This is a genomic window from Collinsella sp. LCP21S3_D3, assembly GCF_052118305.1.
In the GTDB taxonomy this organism is placed as follows: Bacteria; Actinomycetota; Coriobacteriia; order Coriobacteriales; family Coriobacteriaceae; genus Collinsella.
The window spans coordinates 41,393-62,388 of record NZ_JBQKHK010000010.1; the positions used below are offsets into that span (position 1 = coordinate 41,393).

Consider the following 20,996-nt stretch of genomic DNA (forward strand, 5'->3'; position numbering starts at 1 on the left):
TCAAAAGTTAAAAGCTTTATCGATTCTCGATGCTACCGATGTTTTTGAGCTCGATGGAGATGAGGCCGTTGGGCTCGTTGACGAACTCGATGTACTCGGAGTTCGAACCCATCTCGGCCGGGAAGCTGATCTCGATGCCCGTGTCGGTACGAATCTTGTGATTGCGTACGGCCGCGCGCTCGACTTGCTTGCGCTCCACGGGCACGCGCTCGGGAACCTTCTCCTCGGTCAGCGCCGCACGCACGCTCTCCTTGATGACCGGCTCGTCCTCAAAGACCTCATCGACGATATCCCAAGGCGGCAGCTCCTCGTCGTCTTCAACCTTCTCGGCAACGGCGGCTTTGACCTTGGCGAGCGCTACGGCCGTGTTGGCGCCGTGCTCCTCGGCGACTTCCTCGACCACACGCGTCACCGTGTCGATGACCTCCTTACCCGAAACCCCCGTGTCGCACTGCAGCAGGCCGTCGGGAATGAGCATGCGGTCCTCGCCGGCAATCTTGCGCTTCTTATCCACGTAGCCGATCTCCATGGTGCTTGCACGCACGATGGCATAGCTCGGCACCTTTTGCGAGGGGTTTGGCAAAATGGCGTAGTGGCGCGCGATGTCGTTACGAACCTCGCCCTCTTCGCGACCCACCTCGTGCATGAATGCCTGCTTGGAGCCCAGCAGCATCACGGCAAACCAGCGGGCATCTTCATCGTCGTCAAAATCGGCCACGAGCACGTCGGTGGACTCGGCTTTCTCGGCCTTGGTGAGTTCGGAAGAGATGAACTCCGCGATCTGCTGAGACAAGTCCACGAACTCACGCTCACCAAAGAAATAGCCCTTGAGCTCGCCGCCAAACGCAGAGTTCTCCGCAAACGTGGCGCGCTTATTGTCGGCCGAGGTACGTGCGCGGCGCAGATGCGTGGTAACAAAGCTGCGCACGGTACGGCTTTCGATATCCAGCTCGCGCTGGCTCATGACGTTGACGGCAGAGTCAAAGTCCAGGATATGCAGAATCGCGTGATTGATTTTCATATACGGCATTCCGTTCTAGATCGCTTTTGGCACGAACCAGTATAGCGGTCGAGTCCACCCCAGGCGCATCGAAGATTGGTGCAAACAAGCCTGTCCCCTTTGCATAAAAAAGCGCCCGGGTCACATGGGCCCGGACGCCTTCATTGTAGCTTTTCGCTCTAGCGAGCTTGATTTAGCAGGAAAAGTCGACGCTGTCGATAATGTCCTTGAGGGCCTTTGCGGAGGCGGTGAGCTCATGCTGCTCGTCATCGTTCAGCGGCACGGGGACGCGGCAGACAACGCCGTCGCGGCCAACGACCGTCGGCATGGAGATGGCAAGATCGGACAGACCATACTCGCCCACCATGAGCGAGGAGACGGGCAGAACGGTCTGCTCGTCACGCATGACGGCAGTGCAGATGCGCTTTACCGCCATAGCGACACCGTAGTAGGTGGCGTGCTTCTTCTCGATGATGGTGTAGGCGGAGTTCTTGACGTCCTCGGCAATGCGCTTCTCGGCAGCCTCATGCTCCAGGTGGCCGTGAAGCTCGCAGAAGGTGTTCAGCGGCACGCCGGCAACCTGAGCGCTGGACCAGGCGACAAACTCGGAGTCGCCGTGCTCGCCCATGACATAGGCCTGAACGTCGCGCGGGTCAACCTCGACGTGGGCGCCGAGCATCTGCTGTAGACGGCCGGTGTCGAGCACGGTGCCGGAGCCGATGACATGGCCCTCGGGCAGACCGGACATCCTGATGGCGGCGTAGGTCAGAACGTCGACCGGGTTGGAGACGATGAGCAGAATGCCGTCGAAGCCAGACTTCTTAATCGCGGGAATAATGGACTTAAAGATGCTGACGTTCTTGTTGACCAGGTCCAGGCGGGTCTCCCCGGGCTTCTGAGCAGCGCCAGCAGTGACGACGATCATGGCGGCGTCGGCGACATCAGAATAATCGCCGGCGTAGATCTTCATCGGCTCGGCAAACGTCATGCCGTGCGCAATATCCAGGGCCTCGCCCTCGGCGCGGTTCTTGTCCACGTCGATGAGAACCATCTCGGAGAACAGACCACTCTGCATCAGCGCGAACGCCGAAGACGAACCGACGAAACCGCAGCCGACAATAGCGACCTTCTTCTCGTTAACCATTAGAAACTCCCATCTCTCTCCACAAACAAGCCGCCCGGGAACGACCCGAGCGGCTTGCCGTAATCCCAATACATCCAATCGGGACTTTGATTATGCTCCTATACGCAGCCAAAAATCGACCGTTTACCGAAATTGTTTGCAGGATTCGTAAAATAACTGCACGAAATCGGTTTCGAGCTATTGACGAGCCCAAATAGTCTTCTAATACAGGCCCGCCTCGCGGATGGCCTCGACAGCCAAAGCGATCTGATCGGGCGGCAGGACCAGCGCCATGCGCACGTGCCCCTCGCCCGAAGGGCCAAAGCTCGCGCCCGGCGTCACCACAACGCCGGCCTTCTCCATAAGCTCCTCGCAAAACGCCATGGAATCGGTGCGGCCACCGGGAAGCTTGGCCCACACAAACATAGAGCCATGCGCGTTGGGACGCTCCCAGCCCAGGTCCTCAAGACCGTCGCACAGGGCATCGCGGCGCTCCTGGTACTTCAGACGTTGCGCCTCGACCTCATCGCGCGGACCATTGAGGCAGGCGATGGCGGCCTTCTGAATCGGGAAGAACATGCCAAAGTCGATCTGGCTGCGCAGCTTGGCAAAGGCAGAGACCACATCCTCACGGCCGACCAAAAAGCCGATGCGCGCACCGGTGACGTTAAACGACTTGGAAAGCGAGAAGAATTCCACGCCCACCTCGAGCGCGCCGGGATACTGCAAGAAGCTGCCGCCGGGCTCGCCGTCAAACACGATGTCGGAGTACGCGTTGTCATGGACGATCAGCAGGTCGTGCTCGCGGGCGAAGGCGATAATCTCCTCGTAGACCTCGGGCGTGCCCACCGAGCCCACCGGGTTGGCGGGCAACGACACGATCATGTACTTGGCACGATCGGCCACCTCGGGATCGATGCCCGCCACATAGGGCAGGTAATTGTGCTCCGCCACCAGCGGATAGTACTCGAGCTTGGCATCGGCGATCTTCGCGCCCGCCTCAAAGACCGGATAGCACGGATCGGGAACCAGAATGGTGTCACCCGGATCGAGCAGGGCCAGGCCCAAATGACCCACGCCCTCCTGCGTGCCGTTGCACGACTGCACCATGGACGGCGTAATGCCCGAAACGCCAAAGCGACGCTCATAGTAATCGCACACGGCCTGCTTAAGCTCGGGCAGGTCGCGCAGGGAATACTTCCACATCTCGGGATTTTGGGCGGCCTGCGTGAGCGCGTCGACCACGTGGTCGTACGGCTTAAAGTCGGGCGTGCCCACGCTCATGTTGTAAATGGTCTTGCCCTGAGCCTTCAGCGCAAGAAGTTTGTTGTTGAGCGAGGCGAAGACCTCCGCGCCAAAGCGGTCGAGACGCTGCGATGCCTGCATGGTGCCACCTTTCGATATAAAAAATACGGCGCTCCGACAAGAGCGCCGCGCGATACGGGCCATCAGATTGCAAAAGTGTAACGCTTGCAACCCCCGTATTGGTTCAATTTAGCCAACCTTAGTCAATTGGATTGAGCGCGTCGATCCGCGCAAGCCACAGACGCGAGCTGGCGTCACTCGGCATACGCCAATCGCCGCGCGGGCTGAGCGTCACCGAGCCCACCTTGGGACCATCGGGCAGACAGCTGCGCTTAAACTGCTGGGCAAAGAAGCGACGATAGAACGTACGCAACCACGTGTGGACGGTCTTGGCGTCATAGACACCCTCAAAGCTCTTGAGCGCCATACGGTAGATCTTGCCCGGCTCAAAGCCAAAACGCAGCAGGTAATAGAGGAAGTAATCGTGCAGCTCGTACGGGCCCACCAAATCCTCGGTCTTCTGAGCAATCTCACCGTCGCCCGTGGGCGGCAGAAGCTCGGGGGACACCGGCGTATCGAGGATATCGAGCAAGACCTCGGCAATACGCCCGCCAAAGACATCGGCGGCATAACGTACCAGATGGCGCACAAGCGTCTTGGGCACGCTCGCGTTGACGGCGTACATGCTCATGTGGTCGCCGTTATAGGTAGCCCAGCCGAGCGCCAGCTCTGACAGGTCGCCCGTGCCGATAACAAAACCGCCAGCCTGGTTGGCCAGATCCATCAGAATCTGCGTACGCTCGCGGGCCTGGCTGTTCTCGTAGGTCACGTCCTGAACTGCCGGATCGTGCTCAATGTCCTTGAAGTGCTGCTCCACGGCCGTGTGGATCGAAACCTCGCGGAAGCTCACGCCCAGGTCGCGAGCGAGCGACTCGGCATTGGACTTGGTGCGACGCGTCGTGCCAAAGCCGGGCATGGACACGGCTGTGATACCCGTGCGCGGCAGTCCCAGTGCATCGAAGGCACGCGCGGTCACAAGCAGTGCCAGCGTGGAATCCAGGCCGCCCGAAAGACCGATGACTGCAGCCTTGGTACCCGTATGGGCAAGGCGAGTCTTGAGGCCGGCAGTCTGCAGATTGAGGATCGTCTCGCAGCGCCCGGCCAGGTCACCATGGTCGGCCGGCACAAAGGGCGCGCGGGGGAAGACACGGTCAATGTCGAGCGCATCGCGCAGGACAGGTTCTTCGGCCAGCACGCCCTCAAACGAAAACTCAACGGTCGTGGCCTCCGGCGCATCGTCCGCGCGCGTCCACGTGGTCGAACGACGACGCTCGGCAACCAGACGGTCGAGGTCAACGTCGGCCACCGCCATATCGCAGGTGAGGAGCTTCGTGGCGGCGAGCTTCGAACCGTTTTCGTAGACGAGGTTCTCGCCTGCAAAGACCATGTCGGTCGTGGACTCGCCCTCGCTCGCGTCCGCGTAGGCATAGGCGCAGTACAGGCGCGCGCTCTGATTGGAGATAAGGCTGCGGCGGTAATCTGCCTTACCGATAATCTCGTCCGAGGCCGACGGATTGAGGATCACCGTCGCACCGGCAAGCGCCATCTCGGTCGAAGGGGGCGCCGGCACCCACAGGTCCTCGCAGACCTCAATACCGAGTACCAAATCCTCGGCGCCCTCATCACAGCAGCGGTAGACAAGCCCCGAACCCAGCGGAACCGGACCCTGACCGGCAAACTCAACCCACACGGGATCGGCGGGCGCCGGAGCAAACCAACGGCGCTCATAGAACTCGCCATAGTTGGGCAGATACTTCTTGGCCGTGAGGCCCAAAAGCTCGCCCGCGCAGCACACGGCGGCACAGTTGTAGATATTCTCGGCCACCGCAACGGGAAGACCGATGGTAAAGACAATCGGCAGCTCGCGGGTTTCATCGAGAATATGTGCCAGTGCGGCCTCGCAGGTATGCAGTAATGTGCGGTTATGGAACAGATCAGCCGCGGTATAGCCAGTCAGATTAAGCTCGGGCAGCACCAGAGCACGGACACCGCGCTCGACTGCCTCGCGAACAGCCGCCAGCGCAACCTCGGCATTGCCCTCGACATCGGCCACGCGAATCCGCGGCGAGGCCGCCGCCACACGCAAAAAGCCATCAGACTGAGAAAGGTGAAGATTCATAAGAATGCTCCCGTGCGTAGACGCCATTCACAACAATTAGCAAGCCCTATTGTAGTTCAACCGCCGGGTGTAACCGCATCCCACCAATTTGGTGAGCTATTGATGAGTTGATGGTATCTGTTAAATGTCACGTACGATTCACATCTGGTGGGTACCCTGATGGCTACACGAAACGAAGCAGATTTACACCGGGAGGGCCCCGTATGACAACCAAGTACACCGACGCGCCGCGCACGCGCGTCATGACACCGGCCGCACTCAACAACGGCGTTCACGAAAACCATTCCATCGGACAGACCATGGCCATCGCGCCCAAAAAGGGCCTGTTCGACGACATTTCCATTCCCCAAATCATCGCCGGCGCCGCAGCTGCCGCCACGAGCGTCGCACTTGCTTCCAAGATCGGCATCGCCGGATCGGTGATCGGTGCCGCCGTGAGCTCGGTCATCACCGTTGTGTCCTCGCAGGTCTACCGCCACTTTATCTCTGCCAGCGCCAACGCCCTCAAGGGCACGCACGCCGCCGTCGACTACCCTGCCGGCGCCTATGAGCCCGTTGACCTTAATGCCGAGGAGTACCTGGGCGGCGCCGCGACTACGCAGGAGATGCGCCAGGTTGCGGGGCGCGCGACCACGGCGCGCGTCGCCCCCAACAGTCTGCGTGCCAAGGCGGCGGCAGAGCGCAGCCAGACGCAAAAGAAGGTCATCGTCTTCTCGATCGCCATCGCCATCGTCGCGGTCATCGCCTGCGCCGGCGCCATCCTTATCACCACCGCCGGTGAAGGTCTGGGCGAGCGCCCCGAGTCAATCCTATCGTCGCGCACGACCGAGCACGACGCGGATAGCACTGGTCAATCGCAAAGCCAGCAGGACGACTCGCAGGGCGACTCCGCATCCACCGATTCGTCCTCGAACGCCCCCGATCAGTCGCAGGGCGCCGATTCCTCTGTGAACAACAGCGGTACGCAATCCGGCACGACTGACTCAAGCCAAACGACCGACGGCTCTCAACCGAGCACGGGCGACCAGGCAAACGGCAATACATCGGGAACGGACACAACCGACAGCGGCAACAATAGCAGCTCGAGCGGATCCGCGTCCGGCACGCCATCTGACAGCTCGAGCCAAGGCACGGCATCGGGCAACTAGGCACGTTTGCCTCTCATAGATAACCGACCTGCATAACGGGCGCGAACCGGCAACGGTCGCGCCCGTTTGCCTTGGGCGACGAGATGGCAAGCCCCATGCGATGGTAAGATGCTTTGGTGTGTATAGAGGAGATTTGCCATGAGCAAGACAATAGTTAAGCCCACACTATCGCTGGGCAACCACATCTATCTGTATCGCCTGCTGCGCGACGCGATTGGGTGCGGCAAGCAAACGTTTATGACGCAAGTCGAGGAGGCGCTCGCCGCTGGTGACATGGCCGCTTATGACCTGGGCTTCGAGTCCACGCGCGAGCTGCTCGAGGAGCTCGACGACTGCATTAAGCTGACCGTCTTTAAGGGCGGCCGTCTGTATGCCACCGTCATCGCCAACGAAACCTGGGATGCCGCCCTTGCCAAGGGCGAGGACAAGCCCAAGGCGGCCAAGGGAGCCAAGCAGTCCTACAAGAAGAAAAAGCGCGGCGAGAAGGACCTCAAGGCCGTGCGTCCCAAGCACGTTAAGCGTCCCGAGCCAGAAGCCATGGTTGAAGCCGCGCCGGAACCCGAGCCCGAGGCGGAGATCGAAGTCGCTATTGAGGTAACAGCAGGAGCCGAAACCGAAATCGCCGCCACGACCGATCCCGAAGTCATATCAGAGCAGGAAGCCACTGCGGAGCTCGACGAGGCTCCCAAGTCGACAACCGAAGAAGCCGCCAACCAACCCGAGACGCCTGCGTTCCAAAACAGCGATGTCTTTGGCGACGAGCCCGAGGACGATCAGTCCGACGAGCCCGACGATCAAGACGCTACCGAGTCGACGCCAGAGCCCGAGACGCCGCAGCCCGCCATCTCGCTCACGGTCGTCTATGACCCCGAGAACGCAAACGCCGGCATCACCACCATGGCATCCACGCCAGCCGAGGCAAAGCCATCTGTCGAGGCAGAGGATGCCCCGCGAGCCGATGCCAAAACCGAGACCGCAGACACGTCCGTCTCCGTGGAACCGACGGATTTCGCAGTTAAGCCGGAAACAGCGCCTGAGCCTGAGCCTGCCATCGAGTCCGCATCCGCATCTGCCTGTGACCAGATTCCCGCACCTGCACCGGCTCCGCTCCCCGTTGCAGCACCTGTCACCACACCCGCAGCACCGACCATCCCCGAGGACTTCCCCGTCGATTTCACAACCGAGGTCTTCTGCCCCGGCCCATTGCTACACCAGCTGTCGACCTATCTCCCCTACGGCGCCGACACGCTCGGCATCGTCGGCGAGTACTACTGGATCGCCCGCGAGCGCGGTACCATCGAGGCCGCGCGAAACCGCGCAAGCTTCCCCCTGCGCTACACGCAGGCCGGCGAGCGCCACGAAGTCACCGTGCGCATCCGCCGCAACACCACCGGCGGCCTCGGCGCCACCTGGGCTATCGATAAAGTCGAGCCTTCTACCAAGTAAAAAAGGGACGATAACCCTCAAGGTTATCGTCCCTTTCTCGTTAGGTCACCTGAGCTCGACTAATCGCGCGTCAGCTTGCGGTGAATACGATGCGGCTGGGCTGCGTCCTCACCCAGGCGCTCGATGCGGTTGGCCTGATAGGCCTCGAAGTTGCCCTCGAACCAATACCAGTTGCCCGGATTCTCGTCGGTGCCCTCCCACGCCAGAATGTGCGTGGCGACGCGGTCCAGGAACATACGGTCGTGGCTAATGACCACCGAGCAGCCCGGGAACTCGAGCAGTGCCGCCTCGAGCGAGGACAGCGTCTCGACGTCGAGGTCGTTCGTGGGCTCGTCGAGGAGCAGCAGGTTGCCACCCTGCTTGAGCGTAAGCGCCAGGTTCAGACGGTTGCGCTCGCCACCGGAAAGTACGCCAGCGCGCTTCTGCTGGTCCTGGCCCTTAAAGCCAAAGCTCGCCACGTACGCGCGGCTGGGGACCTCGGTCTCGCCGACCATCATGTGGTCCAGGCCATCCGAGACGACCTCCCATAGGTTCTTGTCGGGGTCGATGCCGGAGCGGTTCTGATCGACATAGGAGATCTTGACGGTCTCGCCCACCTCGAGCTCACCCGAGGTCAGCGGCTCCAGACCCACAATCGTCTTGAACAGCGTGGTCTTGCCCACACCGTTGGGGCCGATGACGCCCACGATGCCGTTGCGCGGCAGGGTGAACGATAGGTCGTCGATGAGCACGCGACCGTCGAACTCCTTGTGCAGGTGATGGGCCTCGAGCACCTTGTTGCCCAAACGCGGGCCCACAGGGATGCGGATGTCGGTCCAGTCGAGCTTCTGGCTTGCGCGGGCCTCGGCCTCCATCTCCTCATAGCGAGCCAGACGGGCCTTGTTCTTGGCCTGACGGGCCTTGGGGCTGGAGCGTACCCACTCGAGCTCGGCCTCCATGCGCTTAGCGAGTTTGGCGTCGCGGTTACCCTGAGCCTCGATACGGGCGGCCTTGGTCTCCAGATACGTGGAGTAGTTGCCCTTGTAGGGATAGAGGTGACCACGGTCGACCTCGCAGATCCACTCGGCAACGTTGTCCAGGAAGTAGCGGTCGTGCGTGACGGCAAGCACGGCACCCTGGTAGTTGTGCAGGAAGTGCTCGAGCCACAGGATCGACTCGGCGTCCAGGTGGTTGGTGGGCTCATCGAGCAGCAGCAGGTCGGGAGCTTCGAGCAGCAGCTTGCACAGGGCCACGCGACGGCGCTCTCCGCCGGAAAGCACGTTGACCGGCATGTCGGAATCGGGCAGCTGCAGGGCATCCATAGCCTGGCCGAGTTTGGAATCGATATCCCAGCCATCGGCGGCATCGATTTCGTCCTGGAGCTTGCCCATCTCGGCCATGAGGGCATCCATGTCGCAGTCCGGGTCGCACATCTCCTCGCCGATCTTATTGAAGCGATCGACCTTGGCGATCATGTCGCCAAATGCCATGCGCACGTTCTCGATGACGGTCTTGTCGTCGTCGAGCGGCGGCTCCTGCTGCAGGATACCCACGGTGTAGCCGGGGGTAAGTCTGGCATCGCCGTTGGAAACTTCCTCGATGCCGGCCATGATCTTGAGCAGGGTCGACTTGCCCATGCCGTTAGGGCCCACGACGCCGATCTTGGCACCGGGATAGAAGCTCAGGGTCACATCGTCAAGGATCACCTTGTCGCCATGAGCCTTGCGAGCCTGATACATCTGGTAGATAAACTCTGCCATTTGTCTGTTTTATCCTTTCTACCTGCTGTTTCCCTATTCTTGTTTCGCTTTAGTGGAAACGAGATGAGAAAACCAGCTCTAAAACGTAACGAAAAAGGGACACGGTTGCCCATACTCCCTAATACTACCTGGGAAAAGTCCCCCGGAACATACTATGAACTGCGTACGCTGGTTTTCCGCAACCTTAACGAGCGGCTCGCTGCGATTTGCGCCACAGCAGATACGAGTAGACGTAGACGACTCCGACCGAACCAAACGCCAGAACCGCAATCACCGCGGCGACAACTTCACTTGAAAGCACGCTACCCGCAACGCCCATCGCAATCAGACCAACACCCAGCACCATAAAGCAGGCACCGCCAAAACGCTGCGTACGGCGCCAGTTCTCGGGATCGGCAAGCGCCCAGGGCGTCTTGATACCGAGCGTATAGTTCTGCTTCACACGCGGCAAGTAGTTGCCTACGCCAATGAACAGCAAACCGACAGCACCGGAAATCAGCACGTTGACCGAACCGACCGCCGGCACCACGCCCCAGACCGTAAGCTCTCCCAACCAGCTTATGGCGCACATGAACAGGGTGAAGGCGATTACGAAGCCCTGATAGAACTTGCCCGAGGTTCGATATGCCTCACCTTTGGGATCGATGCGCGGCACCACGCAGAACATTGCGAGAAGCACCAGGGGCAGCACGCCGTGCGCGGAGGCCATCCAGCTGGGACCCCAACCGTCAACGCCGTTCGCGCCCCAGTGCGTGGGAATCTGCGCCGGCAAGCTCGGCATCACCATAAGGTGCGCTACGATATTGGCGACGCACAGAGCGACCAGCGCGATCCACACGCGTGGCGATACCCCCGTGGCGTGAATGCCCTTGTTTTCGTTATTCATCCTTATCACCTTCAGTGTTTGTAAAGCCCATAAACCAACCGATCAAGTCCTGCATGACGGTGGTGTTTAAGCTGTAAACGATGTTTTGGCCATGACGTTCATCGGTCACCAACCCGGCGTTTTTGAGCGTCGCCAAATGATGGCTCAACGACGGCTTGCTGATGTCAAAATGCTCGGCAAGCTCCCCAGCCGTGCGGTCGCCCTCGCGTAGTAGTTCCAAAATGCGCCGCCGCGTAGGATCGGCCAGCGCTTTAAAACCCTCTCCCGGCATAGGACCTCCTCTCAGTATTTCGTTCGACGCGCACACTATACTCGATATTTAGATGTTTGTCTAACTATCTAATCTTGTACTCAAAAAAATAGCCGCCCCGCGTAATGCGAAGACGGCCACTTCTCACGCCATAAACGTGTTTCGGAGTTGGCTAACCCGCGGCAACGGGCGCCATCTGCTTCAATCTTATGCGAATCCCGATCCCATTTCAACAAGCTCCAAGGGCTCAAATGGAATCGCAATAATACCTATAATGGCGATAGCTAAAACACGACCGAATCCCCATCGGAGGATATCTATGACCGAAACCGCTGCCGCAGCCGCCATCGAGACACGCGACACCAAGCTCGAGATCATCATGGGCCGCGAGGCACTCGATAAGCTCGCCGATGCTACGGTGCTGGTGCTCGGCTGCGGAGGTGTGGGCTCCAATTGCTGCGAGGCACTCGCCCGCGGCGGCATCGGTCATTTCGTCATTCTGGACAAGGACATCATCGCGCCCAGCAATATCAATCGCCAGGCCATCGCCTTCCACAGCACCGTCGGCAAGCGCAAGGTAGACGTGATGGAAGCCATGATTCGCGATATCAATCCCGCCGCCACCGTTATCAAGCGCACCGAATACCTGTTGAGCGACAACATCGACGAGTTCTTTGCGAGCGTTTTTGAGCAGACGGGCGGCAAGCTCGACTACGTCGTCGACGCCATCGACACCATCTCGGCCAAGCTCACTATTGCCAAATATGCTCAGGACCACGACATTCGTTTGGTTAGCTCCATGGGCGGGGCCAACAAGCTCCATCCCGAGTGCCTCCGCTTTGCCGACATCTTCGATACGGTACGTGACCCCATGAGCCGCATTATGCGCAAAGAATGTAAGAAGCGCGGAATCAAGAGCCTACATGTATTGTTTAGCTGCGAGGAATCGGTTAAGACACAGCCCCGCGACCCTTCCAACATCCACGAGCGTACCGAGCTCGGAACCACCAGCTTTATGCCGCCCATCATGGGTCAGATGATTGCCGGCGAGGTTATCCGCCAGATCAGTGGGCGCGGCACCGAGCGCGTGCGCGCCGATGGCCAGCGCCTGGACTAGCGGAGTGCGCCGAGATGGAGCCCCGGTTATTTGATGCACACTGCCATCTTGATTTGATGGCTTACCCGAATGCTGTTGCCGACGAAACTGCGGCTATAGGGTTGGGGGTCTTTGATTGCGGGGTCGACCCACGCGACTTCGCGGCAGCAAAAAAGCGGGCCAGCCGTTACCCAAACATTATCGCGGGCGTCGGGCTCCATCCCTGGTGGCTCGCCGACGGCCGCTGCGGTCCTGCCGAAGTCAATCTGCTTTGCAAAGTTGCTGCCCAAGAGCGCTACATCGGCGAGGTGGGACTCGACTTTTCCGCGCGCTTTGCCGGAAGCGAACCGCTGCAAATACAGGCACTTGACCGGCTCTGCGATGCGCTCGTGCAGTGTCCTCTTGCCGGGCGCGTGATATCGATTCACGCCGTTCGTTCGGCAGGAGCCGTACTGGACGTCCTCGAATCGCATGGTCTACTCATCCCAAACCCCGACTCCCCCGCTATCATCTTCCACTGGTTTAGCGGTACTTCGGACGAACTCGTCCGCGCGCGTAATGCGAGCTGCTATTTTTCTGTCAACGAACGCATGCTCGCGTCTAAACGAGGACGCGAATACGCACGACAGATTCCACTCGATCGTTTACTGCTCGAGACCGATGCGCCGGCAGAGGCAAACACAGAAACAAGCGCACAGTCGCTCATCAAATCGCTCACAAGGACCTCGATGCGCATCGCCTCGCTCAAAAATTGTGACGCAAAGCGCATCGAATCGGCAGTTTTAACAAATGCGCACTCTGTTTTTGGCCTTCGCTAACCCCTCTGGGCAAAAAGACGACAACGATACCATTATGACGGCAGACGTGCCGTCCAAGTCCTACGCAAGCTCCAGCAGCTCCGGCAGCTGGTCGATAATCTTGTCCGCGGCATCTTGGCTAAAGCCGAAGCGTTCCTCGCGCTTGGCAATGACCGTCAGGCCGGCTCGCTTGCCGGCAGTGATACCAGGTACCGAATCCTCAACGCAGCAGCAGCGATTCGCGGGCAGTCCCAGCAGGTCCAGCGCATGCAGGTAGATGTCGGGCTCGGGCTTGCTCTCCTTAAACTGCTCGCCGCTCACCACATACTCAAAGGCATCCGACAGCCCGCACGCATTGAGCACTTCCTCGATGCTATCCATGGGAGACGAGCTGGCAAGCGCCACGCGAACGCCGCGGCGCGGCAGCTCTCGAATCGTATCCACGGCGCCTGGGTTAATCAAAGCCTGATAGTCGCGCGGACGCTTATGCGCCCACTCGTCCCAACGGGCCAACGCTTCCTCGCCAGTGAAATGCCCCTTACCGGCGCGCTCAAACCAATCGACCAGCATATGCAGGAAGAACTGATGTGAGGTACCGATCTGCCCGTTCAACTCCTCTTGAGTCAGGTTAAGCCCAAGCTCCTTGGCAAACGCGGCAGTCTCGCTCAGGTAGTAATACTCGGTATCGACAATGACGCCGTCCATGTCAAAGATAACGGCGTCGAACGGAAATGCGGACACGGCACCCTCCCTAACAAAAGGACGCCTGTAAGCAGGCGCCCGAACCATGCATTAATCGGCGATTCTAACCCAGCAGCTTATCCAGCGCCACCGCAATGCCGTCTTCGTTGTTATTGGCAGTCACCATCTGGGCCACGGCCTTAACCTCGTCAACCGCGTTGCCCATGGCAACACCGGTGCCGGCCCACTCAATCATGGACTTGTCGTTCTGGCCGTCGCCAAACGAGACGACCTCGCTGGCATCGATGCCGAGCTTGGGCAGGGCACCCTCGAGCGCGCGGGCCTTGTCGATACCGGGAGCCGTAAACTCAAAGTACCAGTCGGCCGTAAACATACCCGAAAGCGTCTGAGTAAAGGGCGCATACATCTCCTCGTGATGCGCTTGCAGATAGGCCGGGTCGCCAGCAGTGAGCAGCTTGTCCACGGGATAAGTTTCCACGACCTCATGCAGGCTCTCCACCTCGCGGATCTTAAGGTCGCAGGCATCGCGCTCGTATTTGACGATGTTTTTCTGCGAGCCATCCGGCAGCGTAATCATGCAGCGGTACGAATCCTCGACATGCAGATCGCGACCGAGCGAAATCATAGGGATCACGTCAAAATTACGCAGATGATCAATCAGACGGTGCAGTACGTCAGCCGGCATGGCCTGGTCAAAAAGGACCTCATCGGTCTGAGCGTCGACGACGTGAGCGCCATTAAAGGCCACCAGCAGACCGTCATGGTTTTGAAGGTCGAGCTCCTGCGCCAAGGCGTGCAGCCCCCATGCGGGACGGCCCGAAGCCAAAATGAGCTTAATGCCCGACTCCTGCGCCGCGAGCAGCTTCTCGCGCGTACGCGGGCTGATGACCTTTTGGTCGTTGGTGAGCGTACCGTCGATATCCATTGCGATGGCTTTGATTGCCATATAAGCCTCCCTGTCATTGAACAACCTTGCCTGAGTCATCATACAGAACACCTACTGCGGCTCTGTCTGCAACGGGGTAAAAGGTCATATTGTCCCGAACATGAACGGCGTGTGGTCGTGAAGCTTTATCGCTCAGGTCAAATACGTCTGCTAGCGACGCTCATCCGTCGGTGCGCCCTCGACGATCGCGATGCCCGCCGATGCACCTAACGCGCTGGCGCCGGCCTCGATGAATGCGCAAGCCTCTTCGTAATTATGGATACCGCCCGCCGCCTTGATTGCCACGGAATCGCCGAGCACCTCGTGCATCAGCCGCACGTCCTCGAGCTTAGCACCGCCAAAGCTTCTGCCGGTCGATGTCTTAAGGAATCCCGGCTTGGCCTCCAGCGCGATCTCGCATACACGGCGCTTGGCGGCGTCGTCGCCGTCCAGCTTGCACATCTCAACGATTACCTTGTCAGTGATGCCATGCGCGCGACAAAAATCAGCAACGGCAGTCATCTCGCGCTCGATGGCATCAAAATCGCGGTTCTCGATCGACCCCTGATTCAAAACGTAGTCAATCTCGGTAAAGCCACACGCAGCGTATTCCTCAAACCTCGCAAGCTTCTCCTCAAGCGTCATAGTGCCCTGGGGAAAGTCGATAGCGCCGGCAAGGATGATGTCAGAGCCCTCGAGCATGGCGCGGCCCGTCTCGTACTCCTGCAGGTTCGCAAATACGCAGCGAAAGTTGTACTTTAGCGCCTTCTCGACATACTGCTCAAACGTGTCCTCGGGGGCATCGATATAGTCGATGTATTTATTGATGGGTTTGGCAAGCGTCATGCTGAGCCTCCTTGTTCAGGGCTGACAACCGATTCGTGGTTTCACGCGAAAAACCACGTTCAATATACGCCCGACATGCAAGGACAGCGTCCGCATTCCGGCAAGTGGTATGAAATTAGCTGTAGACGTATATTTACGGACAGCGAATGGCGCCGCACGCGGATGCCGACTGCAAGACATCCCCCCTCAATACGCCCTCATGCCCACTCAAATAGCAAAGGGGCCCGCATCCCAACGGATACGGGCCCCTTTCAGTCATAAGCCAACTCGGCCGTAAAGACTACTTGCGGTGAGCGCGGTAGAACTCGATGAGCGCCTGGGTCGAAGCGTCCTGCTCGGCCTTGGCGGCGTCGTCGTGGAAGGCCGGGGTAATCTGCTTGGCAAGCTGCTTGCCCAGCTCGACGCCCCACTGGTCGTAGGAGTCGATGCCCCAGACCGTGCCCTCGACAAACGTGATGTGCTCGTACAGGGCGATGAGCTCGCCGAGTGCGAACGGGGTCAACGTATCGCCGAAGATCGAGGTCGTCGGACGGTTGCCCTCAAAGCAGCGGGCCGGGACGATCTGCTCGGGCGTGCCCTCGGCGCGCACCTCATCGGCCGTCTTACCAAAGGCGAGTGCCTTGGTCTGGGCCAGGAAGTTGCCCAGGAACAGCTCGTGAACATCCTGGCCGCTGTCGGTTGCGGGGTTGGCAGTGTTGGCGAAGGCGATGAAATCGGCCGGGACCACCACGGTGCCCTGGTGCAGCAGCTGGTAGAAGGCGTGCTGACCGTTGGTGCCGGGCTCGCCCCAGAAGATCTCACCGGTGTCGGAGGTCACGGCGCTGCCGTCCCAGCGGACGTGCTTGCCGTTGGACTCCATGGTGAGCTGCTGCAGATAGGCCGGGAAGCGGTGCAGGTACTGGCAGTACGGCAGCACGGCGTGGCTCTTGGAACCGAAGAAGTTGACGTACCAGACGTTGAGCAGGCCCATCAGCGCGACGGCGTTGTTCTCGAGCGGGGTATTGCAGAAGTACTCGTCGATGGCGTGGAAACCCTCGAGGAACTGCTGGAAGCGCTCGGGACCGAGCACGACGATCAGCGACAGACCCACGGCGGAGTCGACGGAATAGCGGCCGCCGACCCAGTTCCAGAAACCAAAGGCGTTAGCGGGGTCGATGCCAAAGGCCTCGACCTTGTCGAGTGCGGTGGAAACGGCAACGAAGTGCTTGGCCACGGCCTCGGCGTTCTGCTCATCGGAGCCGTCGATGGCACCCTGAGCCTTGAGCTGCTCGAGCATCCAGGTCTTGACCTCGCGAGCGTTGGTGAGGGTCTCGAGCGTGGTGAAGGTCTTGGAGACGATAATCACGAGCGTGGTCTCGGGATCCAGGCCCTTGAGCTTCTCGGCTTGGTCGTTGGGGTCGATGTTGGAGATATAGCGGCAGTCGATACCGGCGTCGGCGTAGGGACGCAGGGCCTCGTAGGCCATGACCGGGCCCAGATCGGAGCCACCGATGCCGATGGACACCAGATGCTCGATCTTCTTGCCGGTAACGCCCTTCCACTCACCGGAGCGCACGCGCTCGGCAAAGGCGTACATGCGGTCGAGGACCTCGTGCACGTCGGCGACGACGTCCTGGCCGTCAACGATGAGCTGGCCCTTCTCGCTTGCCGGACGGCGCAGCGCGGTGTGCAGGACGGCGCGGTCCTCGGTGGTGTTGATGTGCTCGCCGGAGAACATGGCGTCGCGGCGCTCCTCGAGCTTCACCTCGCGGGCAAGATCGCACAGCAGCTTGACGGTCTCATCGGTCACCAGGTTCTTGGACAGGTCGAAGTGCAGGTCACCGGCGTCAAAGCTCAGCTTGTTCACGCGCTCTGCATCGGCAGCGAACCAGGCCTTGAGGTCGATACCTTCGGCCTCGAGCTTCTCCTGATGAGCCTCGAGCGCCTTCCAAGCGGCGGTCGACGTAGCGTCGATAGGTGCGGCAACAGTTGCCATAAAGTCCTCCTCAACATACGGGCGCAAACCTCCATGCACCCGGATAATCAGATGCCCCTATTCTAGCGCAGGTCAAGACCGTAATCAGCGAGCGTTGCCAATCCGCCCCCAAACGGCGACCGACCAAAAAGGGACAGGTTTATTTTGGCAGGTCAAACGCTTTACCTACCAAAAATAGCCCATCTCTTTATGGCAGACATTAGGCCGCGGCGCACACGCTGCCGAGCAACTCAAGCAGAGGAGACCCAATGCCCTCAAGCAGTTCGGGCGCGATAATGGCAAAAACGGGAACCTCGCCGGCTCCCACGACAGCAGGCACTTTGCCCTCCGAGACAATACATCCATAAGGGACAAAACCGTCTTCGCCGGCATCGAGCGCCGCCATGCGACGCGCGAGTTCGCGCGCAAAGCCAGCAGTATCGGCATCGCCGATCGCCAGGACAAAGTCCACGCCTTCGTCGGTCGCCAGGGCCACAGCTTCGTCGATCAGCTCGTCTCCCCCGTCGCCCTCAACCGAGCCGCAACGAAAAAGCACGCGCTCGAGCAGAGCTCGGTCAAGCGAGCCGAGCGCCGCCGAGACAAGCTCATCGCGCGTATGTTTGTCGCCACCCAGCACCACCAGCGCCTTGGTGCCGCCGTAGTGAGCGACCAATCGTCCACACCAGCGAGCCACGTCTCCATCCGCAACAAGGCGCGTCGGCATACCAAACCCATAGTTGACCATTATCCCCACAACCCTTCCGTGCTTTATGGTGGTATCGATCGTTAGGCTCATGCTACGAAGCGAGGTTTTCCGGGCTGTTTCGCGCTCTTTAGAGCTGCGTTAAAACCCGATGCAACCGCCCGACCATACCTGCCAAAAAGGGACAGGTTTGTTTTGGTCGGTCAAGCGTTTTACCTACCAAAATAAACCTGTCCCTTTTTGGCAGGTTTTGACGATGTCCGGACGAGCGGGTATTATCGAACATGTATTCGATAAGAACATGTGTTTGATGGGAGGACGCGTGGGGCACGGGCGTCACACCTATATCTGCATCGACCTCAAGACGTTTTACGCCAGCGTCGAGTGCGTCGACCGCGGGCTCGATCCGCTCACCACCCACCTGGTCGTTGCCGACGAATCACGCGGGCGTACGACCATCTGCCTCGCCATTACCCAGGCCATGAAAGACCTCGGGATACACAACCGCTGTCGCCTGTTTGAGATTCCCGACGGCATCGACTACATCAAGGCCGTACCGCGCATGCAGCACTACATGGAGGTGTCGGCGCAGATCTACGGTATCTACCTGGAATACGTCAGTCCGCAAGACGTTCACGTCTACTCAATTGACGAGTGCTTTATCGACGTGACACCCTATCTAGAGCTCTACCATACCAATGCCAAAAGCTTTGCCTGCATGCTGCGCGATGAGGTCCTCGCGCGCACCGGCATCACGGCGACAGTCGGCATCGGCCCCAACCTATTCCAGGCCAAGGTGGCGCTCGACATTACCGCTAAGCACGTACCCAGCCGCATCGGCATACTCGACGACGAGACCTTTCGCAAGGAGATCTGGCCCCATCGCCCCATCACCGATATCTGGGGCATCGGCCCCGGCGTGGCAGCCCGCCTCGAAAAGTACGGGGTATACGATCTGATGGGCGTCGCCGCGCTCGACGAAAACCTGCTTTACGACGAACTCGGCGTCAATGCCGAGTATCTCATCGACCACGCCTTTGGGCGCGAGCCGACAACTATCGCCGATATTCAGGCCTATCGCCCGCAGGCAACTTCAACCACCACAGGACAAGTGCTCTCGAAGGGTTATGCCTACGAGCAGGCCTACACCGTCTTGCGCGAGATGGTCGATGCCGCCGTACTGGACTTGGTCGATAAGCACGTGGTCTGCGACAGCATCTCGCTCTTTGTGGGCTACGCGAGCGAGCGCGCCGACATACGCCGCCTCGACGCCAGCGGCACAGCGCAATATGTAGACGGATGCGGACATTTGCGTTCGAGCACGTCGAGCATCGAACCCGCCGCAACCGCCGGCCCCGAGCTCACACCCCGTGCACCCAAGCCCGTCCAGCGCGATGACGAACGACGCCGTCTGGTGCGCGAGGCACAGGCAATCGACGGCATCTTTGTGGGAGAGCATGGCGGCAAACCGCGTGGCGGCTATGCCGCGCTCTTTGCGCACTCTAACGCTTCGCGCAAGCTGCCCGAGCGCACCAATTCGTTTAAGAAGATCATGGGCCATTTCGATGAGCTCTGGGCGCAGACCGTCGATCCCAAACGACCGGTCAAGCGCATCAATTTGGGCTTTGGCAACCTCATGCCCGAGGAATTTGCCACCATCGATCTGTTTAGCGATGTTAAGGCCGATGAGCGCGAGCGCGACCTGGCCCGCGCCGTTCTGGCCGTGAAGGGCAAGTACGGCAAGAACGCCCTGGTCAAGGGATTAAGCTTTACCGCCGGCGCCACCGCACGCGAACGCAACGATCAGGTAGGAGGACACCGTGCCTAAGGCCCAACAACAGCCGATGCGGCCACCGACACCTTTTGAACGCCTGGCGGACCCCGAGGGAAGGCGTCGCGCCGCCGACCCCAGGCTCACCGCCAACGGTGCCGTTCGCGCCAACCGCGCCGCGCAGTTTATGCCCTTTGCCGCCCTCACGGGATACTATGAGCTCGTGCGCAAACAAGAGATCTCTGTTGAGCCCAAATGCGAACTCACGGAAGAAAAAGCCCTCGAACTTTCAAAAAAGCTCGAGGGCCTCAAACGCGGCGACTTGGTGCGCGTCACTTATTACGATACATACGGCTATCGTAGCCGCACCGGCATTCTCGACGAAGTGCTCCCCGCGTTCAAGCTGCTCAAACTCCGAGACATCGCCATCGGCTTCGACGATATCCAAGACATCGAGCTGCGCGGCCGAGCCTAAGCGCAAGCGCACGCTCGGCCCTACGGCTTTACGACGTAATAGCCCGCATCCCTCACGGCAGCCTCAAGCACCTCACGATCGATCGGGTTTTTAGAACGGATGCACGCCGTGTGGTCTGCATACGTCACCGTGGCCCAAATGCCATCGAGAGCGTTGAGGGCGTTCGTCACATTTTGCGCGCAGCCGCCGCAGCTCATACCGCCAATAAGCAGCTCATCGCTATAGGGGTAGTGAGACACATCGGTGTCCGCGACCGCGACCCTCTTGACCTTCTTTCTGCCCGCCCCATCGCCGCAACAGCATGTGCCATGCGTCGATGCGACAATACGCCGGAATCCAAAAAATAAGCCGCCGGCTATGACGCCATCGCCTTCGGCTGCCCCGCCATGGGCTCCGAGGAGCTCGAGTACGATGAGTTCCAGCCGATGTGGGACGAAGTCAAGGAGACCCTCGGCGACAAGAAGGTCGTCCTCTTTGGCTCCTATTCTTGGGCCGAGGGCGAATGGATGGACAACTGGAAGGCGGACGCCGACGAGGCCGGCGTCAACGTCGTCGATTCCGTCATCTGTTACGACGCCCCCGACGATGAGGCAGAGGCCGCCTGTCGCGCCCTTGGAGCCGAGCTCGCCTAACGGCGATAAGCTCCGCCCA

General features: G+C 60.0%; 20 protein-coding genes. 7 read left to right on the forward strand and 13 right to left on the reverse strand.

Annotation, left to right across the window (positions count from 1 at the left end; translation table 11 throughout):
• Positions 1-16 precede the first annotated feature (16 nt).
• From ACTQ1S_RS06105 to ACTQ1S_RS06120, 4 genes are all read right to left on the reverse strand, one after another.
• Entirely contained in the window at positions 17-1,021 is a 1,005-nt protein-coding gene (locus tag ACTQ1S_RS06105) for a nucleoid-associated protein (protein ID WP_118377194.1), read from the reverse strand.
• Between the two features lie 172 nt (positions 1,022-1,193).
• Complete coding sequence (locus ACTQ1S_RS06110; RefSeq protein WP_441547299.1) at positions 1,194-2,144, reverse strand: L-lactate dehydrogenase; 951 nt, start codon at positions 2,142-2,144, stop codon at positions 1,194-1,196.
• 201 nt (positions 2,145-2,345) lie between these two features.
• Entirely contained in the window at positions 2,346-3,509 is a 1,164-nt protein-coding gene (locus ACTQ1S_RS06115; RefSeq protein WP_427718501.1) for a pyridoxal phosphate-dependent aminotransferase, read from the reverse strand.
• 118 nt (positions 3,510-3,627) lie between these two features.
• Positions 3,628-5,607 (reverse strand): NAD(+) synthase, encoded by a 1,980-nt coding sequence (locus tag ACTQ1S_RS06120; protein ID WP_441547300.1) that lies wholly within the window; start codon positions 5,605-5,607, stop codon positions 3,628-3,630.
• 203 nt (positions 5,608-5,810) lie between these two features.
• Between ACTQ1S_RS06120 and ACTQ1S_RS06125 the strand changes: the two genes are divergently transcribed.
• Together ACTQ1S_RS06125 and ACTQ1S_RS06130 are read left to right on the forward strand one after the other, a co-directional pair.
• Positions 5,811-6,755: a hypothetical protein gene (locus ACTQ1S_RS06125; protein ID WP_441547301.1), complete on the forward strand. Its 945-nt coding sequence runs from the start codon at positions 5,811-5,813 to the stop codon at positions 6,753-6,755.
• 138 nt (positions 6,756-6,893) lie between these two features.
• On the forward strand, positions 6,894-8,201 hold the full coding sequence (locus tag ACTQ1S_RS06130) for a hypothetical protein (protein WP_441547302.1): 1,308 nt from the start codon (positions 6,894-6,896) through the stop codon (positions 8,199-8,201).
• A 59-nt stretch (positions 8,202-8,260) separates the two neighbouring features.
• Here ACTQ1S_RS06130 and ettA read toward each other — a convergent pair whose 3' ends face one another.
• The 3 genes from ettA to ACTQ1S_RS06145 all read right to left on the reverse strand — a co-directional run bounded on the left by ettA (position 8,261) and on the right by ACTQ1S_RS06145 (position 11,097).
• Positions 8,261-9,940 carry an energy-dependent translational throttle protein EttA gene (gene ettA / locus ACTQ1S_RS06135; protein ID WP_055251458.1) on the reverse strand — a complete coding sequence of 560 codons (1,680 nt, stop codon included), beginning with the start codon at positions 9,938-9,940 and terminating at the stop codon, positions 8,261-8,263.
• Positions 9,941-10,124: 184 nt separating this feature from the next.
• Positions 10,125-10,826 carry an SdpI family protein gene (locus ACTQ1S_RS06140; RefSeq protein ID WP_441547303.1) on the reverse strand — a complete coding sequence of 234 codons (702 nt, stop codon included), beginning with the start codon at positions 10,824-10,826 and terminating at the stop codon, positions 10,125-10,127.
• Complete coding sequence (locus ACTQ1S_RS06145) at positions 10,819-11,097, reverse strand: autorepressor SdpR family transcription factor (protein WP_154517353.1); 279 nt, start codon at positions 11,095-11,097, stop codon at positions 10,819-10,821. Before ACTQ1S_RS06145 ends, ACTQ1S_RS06140 begins: the two co-directional genes overlap by 8 nt.
• A 298-nt stretch (positions 11,098-11,395) precedes the next feature.
• Between ACTQ1S_RS06145 and ACTQ1S_RS06150 the strand changes: the two genes are divergently transcribed.
• Both ACTQ1S_RS06150 and ACTQ1S_RS06155 read left to right on the forward strand, forming a co-directional pair.
• Positions 11,396-12,193: a tRNA threonylcarbamoyladenosine dehydratase gene (locus tag ACTQ1S_RS06150; protein WP_441547304.1), complete on the forward strand. Its 798-nt coding sequence runs from the start codon at positions 11,396-11,398 to the stop codon at positions 12,191-12,193.
• Positions 12,194-12,207: 14 nt separating this feature from the next.
• Positions 12,208-12,990: a TatD family hydrolase gene (locus tag ACTQ1S_RS06155; RefSeq protein ID WP_441056991.1), complete on the forward strand. Its 783-nt coding sequence runs from the start codon at positions 12,208-12,210 to the stop codon at positions 12,988-12,990.
• 60 nt (positions 12,991-13,050) lie between these two features.
• Here ACTQ1S_RS06155 and ACTQ1S_RS06160 read toward each other — a convergent pair whose 3' ends face one another.
• The 5 genes from ACTQ1S_RS06160 to ACTQ1S_RS06180 form a co-directional block, all read right to left on the reverse strand.
• Positions 13,051-13,710 (reverse strand): HAD family hydrolase, encoded by a 660-nt coding sequence (locus tag ACTQ1S_RS06160; RefSeq protein WP_370450635.1) that lies wholly within the window; start codon positions 13,708-13,710, stop codon positions 13,051-13,053.
• A gap of 64 nt (positions 13,711-13,774) precedes the next feature.
• A complete protein-coding gene (locus ACTQ1S_RS06165) occupies positions 13,775-14,617 on the reverse strand; it encodes a Cof-type HAD-IIB family hydrolase (RefSeq protein WP_154517365.1) in 843 nt (280 codons plus the stop codon).
• Positions 14,618-14,767: 150 nt separating this feature from the next.
• Positions 14,768-15,442, reverse strand: coding sequence for a deoxyribose-phosphate aldolase (deoC, locus tag ACTQ1S_RS06170; protein ID WP_154517368.1), 675 nt, complete (start codon positions 15,440-15,442; stop codon positions 14,768-14,770).
• A 280-nt stretch (positions 15,443-15,722) separates the two neighbouring features.
• Positions 15,723-17,417: a glucose-6-phosphate isomerase gene (pgi, locus tag ACTQ1S_RS06175; RefSeq protein ID WP_117817172.1), complete on the reverse strand. Its 1,695-nt coding sequence runs from the start codon at positions 17,415-17,417 to the stop codon at positions 15,723-15,725.
• Between the two features lie 199 nt (positions 17,418-17,616).
• Complete coding sequence (locus ACTQ1S_RS06180) at positions 17,617-18,120, reverse strand: iron-containing alcohol dehydrogenase (protein WP_441547305.1); 504 nt, start codon at positions 18,118-18,120, stop codon at positions 17,617-17,619.
• A 235-nt stretch (positions 18,121-18,355) separates the two neighbouring features.
• Here ACTQ1S_RS06180 and ACTQ1S_RS06185 point away from each other — a divergent pair, with 235 nt between their 5' ends.
• Both ACTQ1S_RS06185 and ACTQ1S_RS06190 read left to right on the forward strand, forming a co-directional pair.
• Positions 18,356-19,927 carry a Y-family DNA polymerase gene (locus ACTQ1S_RS06185; protein WP_441547306.1) on the forward strand — a complete coding sequence of 524 codons (1,572 nt, stop codon included), beginning with the start codon at positions 18,356-18,358 and terminating at the stop codon, positions 19,925-19,927.
• Complete coding sequence (locus ACTQ1S_RS06190; RefSeq protein ID WP_427727796.1) at positions 19,920-20,345, forward strand: hypothetical protein; 426 nt, start codon at positions 19,920-19,922, stop codon at positions 20,343-20,345. Before ACTQ1S_RS06185 ends, ACTQ1S_RS06190 begins: the two co-directional genes overlap by 8 nt.
• Before the next feature lie 20 nt (positions 20,346-20,365).
• On the opposite strand, the gene ACTQ1S_RS06195 is transcribed toward ACTQ1S_RS06190, so the two are convergent.
• Positions 20,366-20,584, reverse strand: coding sequence for a heavy-metal-associated domain-containing protein (locus tag ACTQ1S_RS06195; RefSeq protein WP_441547307.1), 219 nt, complete (start codon positions 20,582-20,584; stop codon positions 20,366-20,368).
• Between the two features lie 147 nt (positions 20,585-20,731).
• On the opposite strand from ACTQ1S_RS06195, the gene ACTQ1S_RS06200 reads away from it, so the two are divergent.
• On the forward strand, positions 20,732-20,977 hold the full coding sequence (locus tag ACTQ1S_RS06200) for a hypothetical protein (protein WP_441547308.1): 246 nt from the start codon (positions 20,732-20,734) through the stop codon (positions 20,975-20,977).
• Positions 20,978-20,996: the final 19 nt, after the last annotated feature.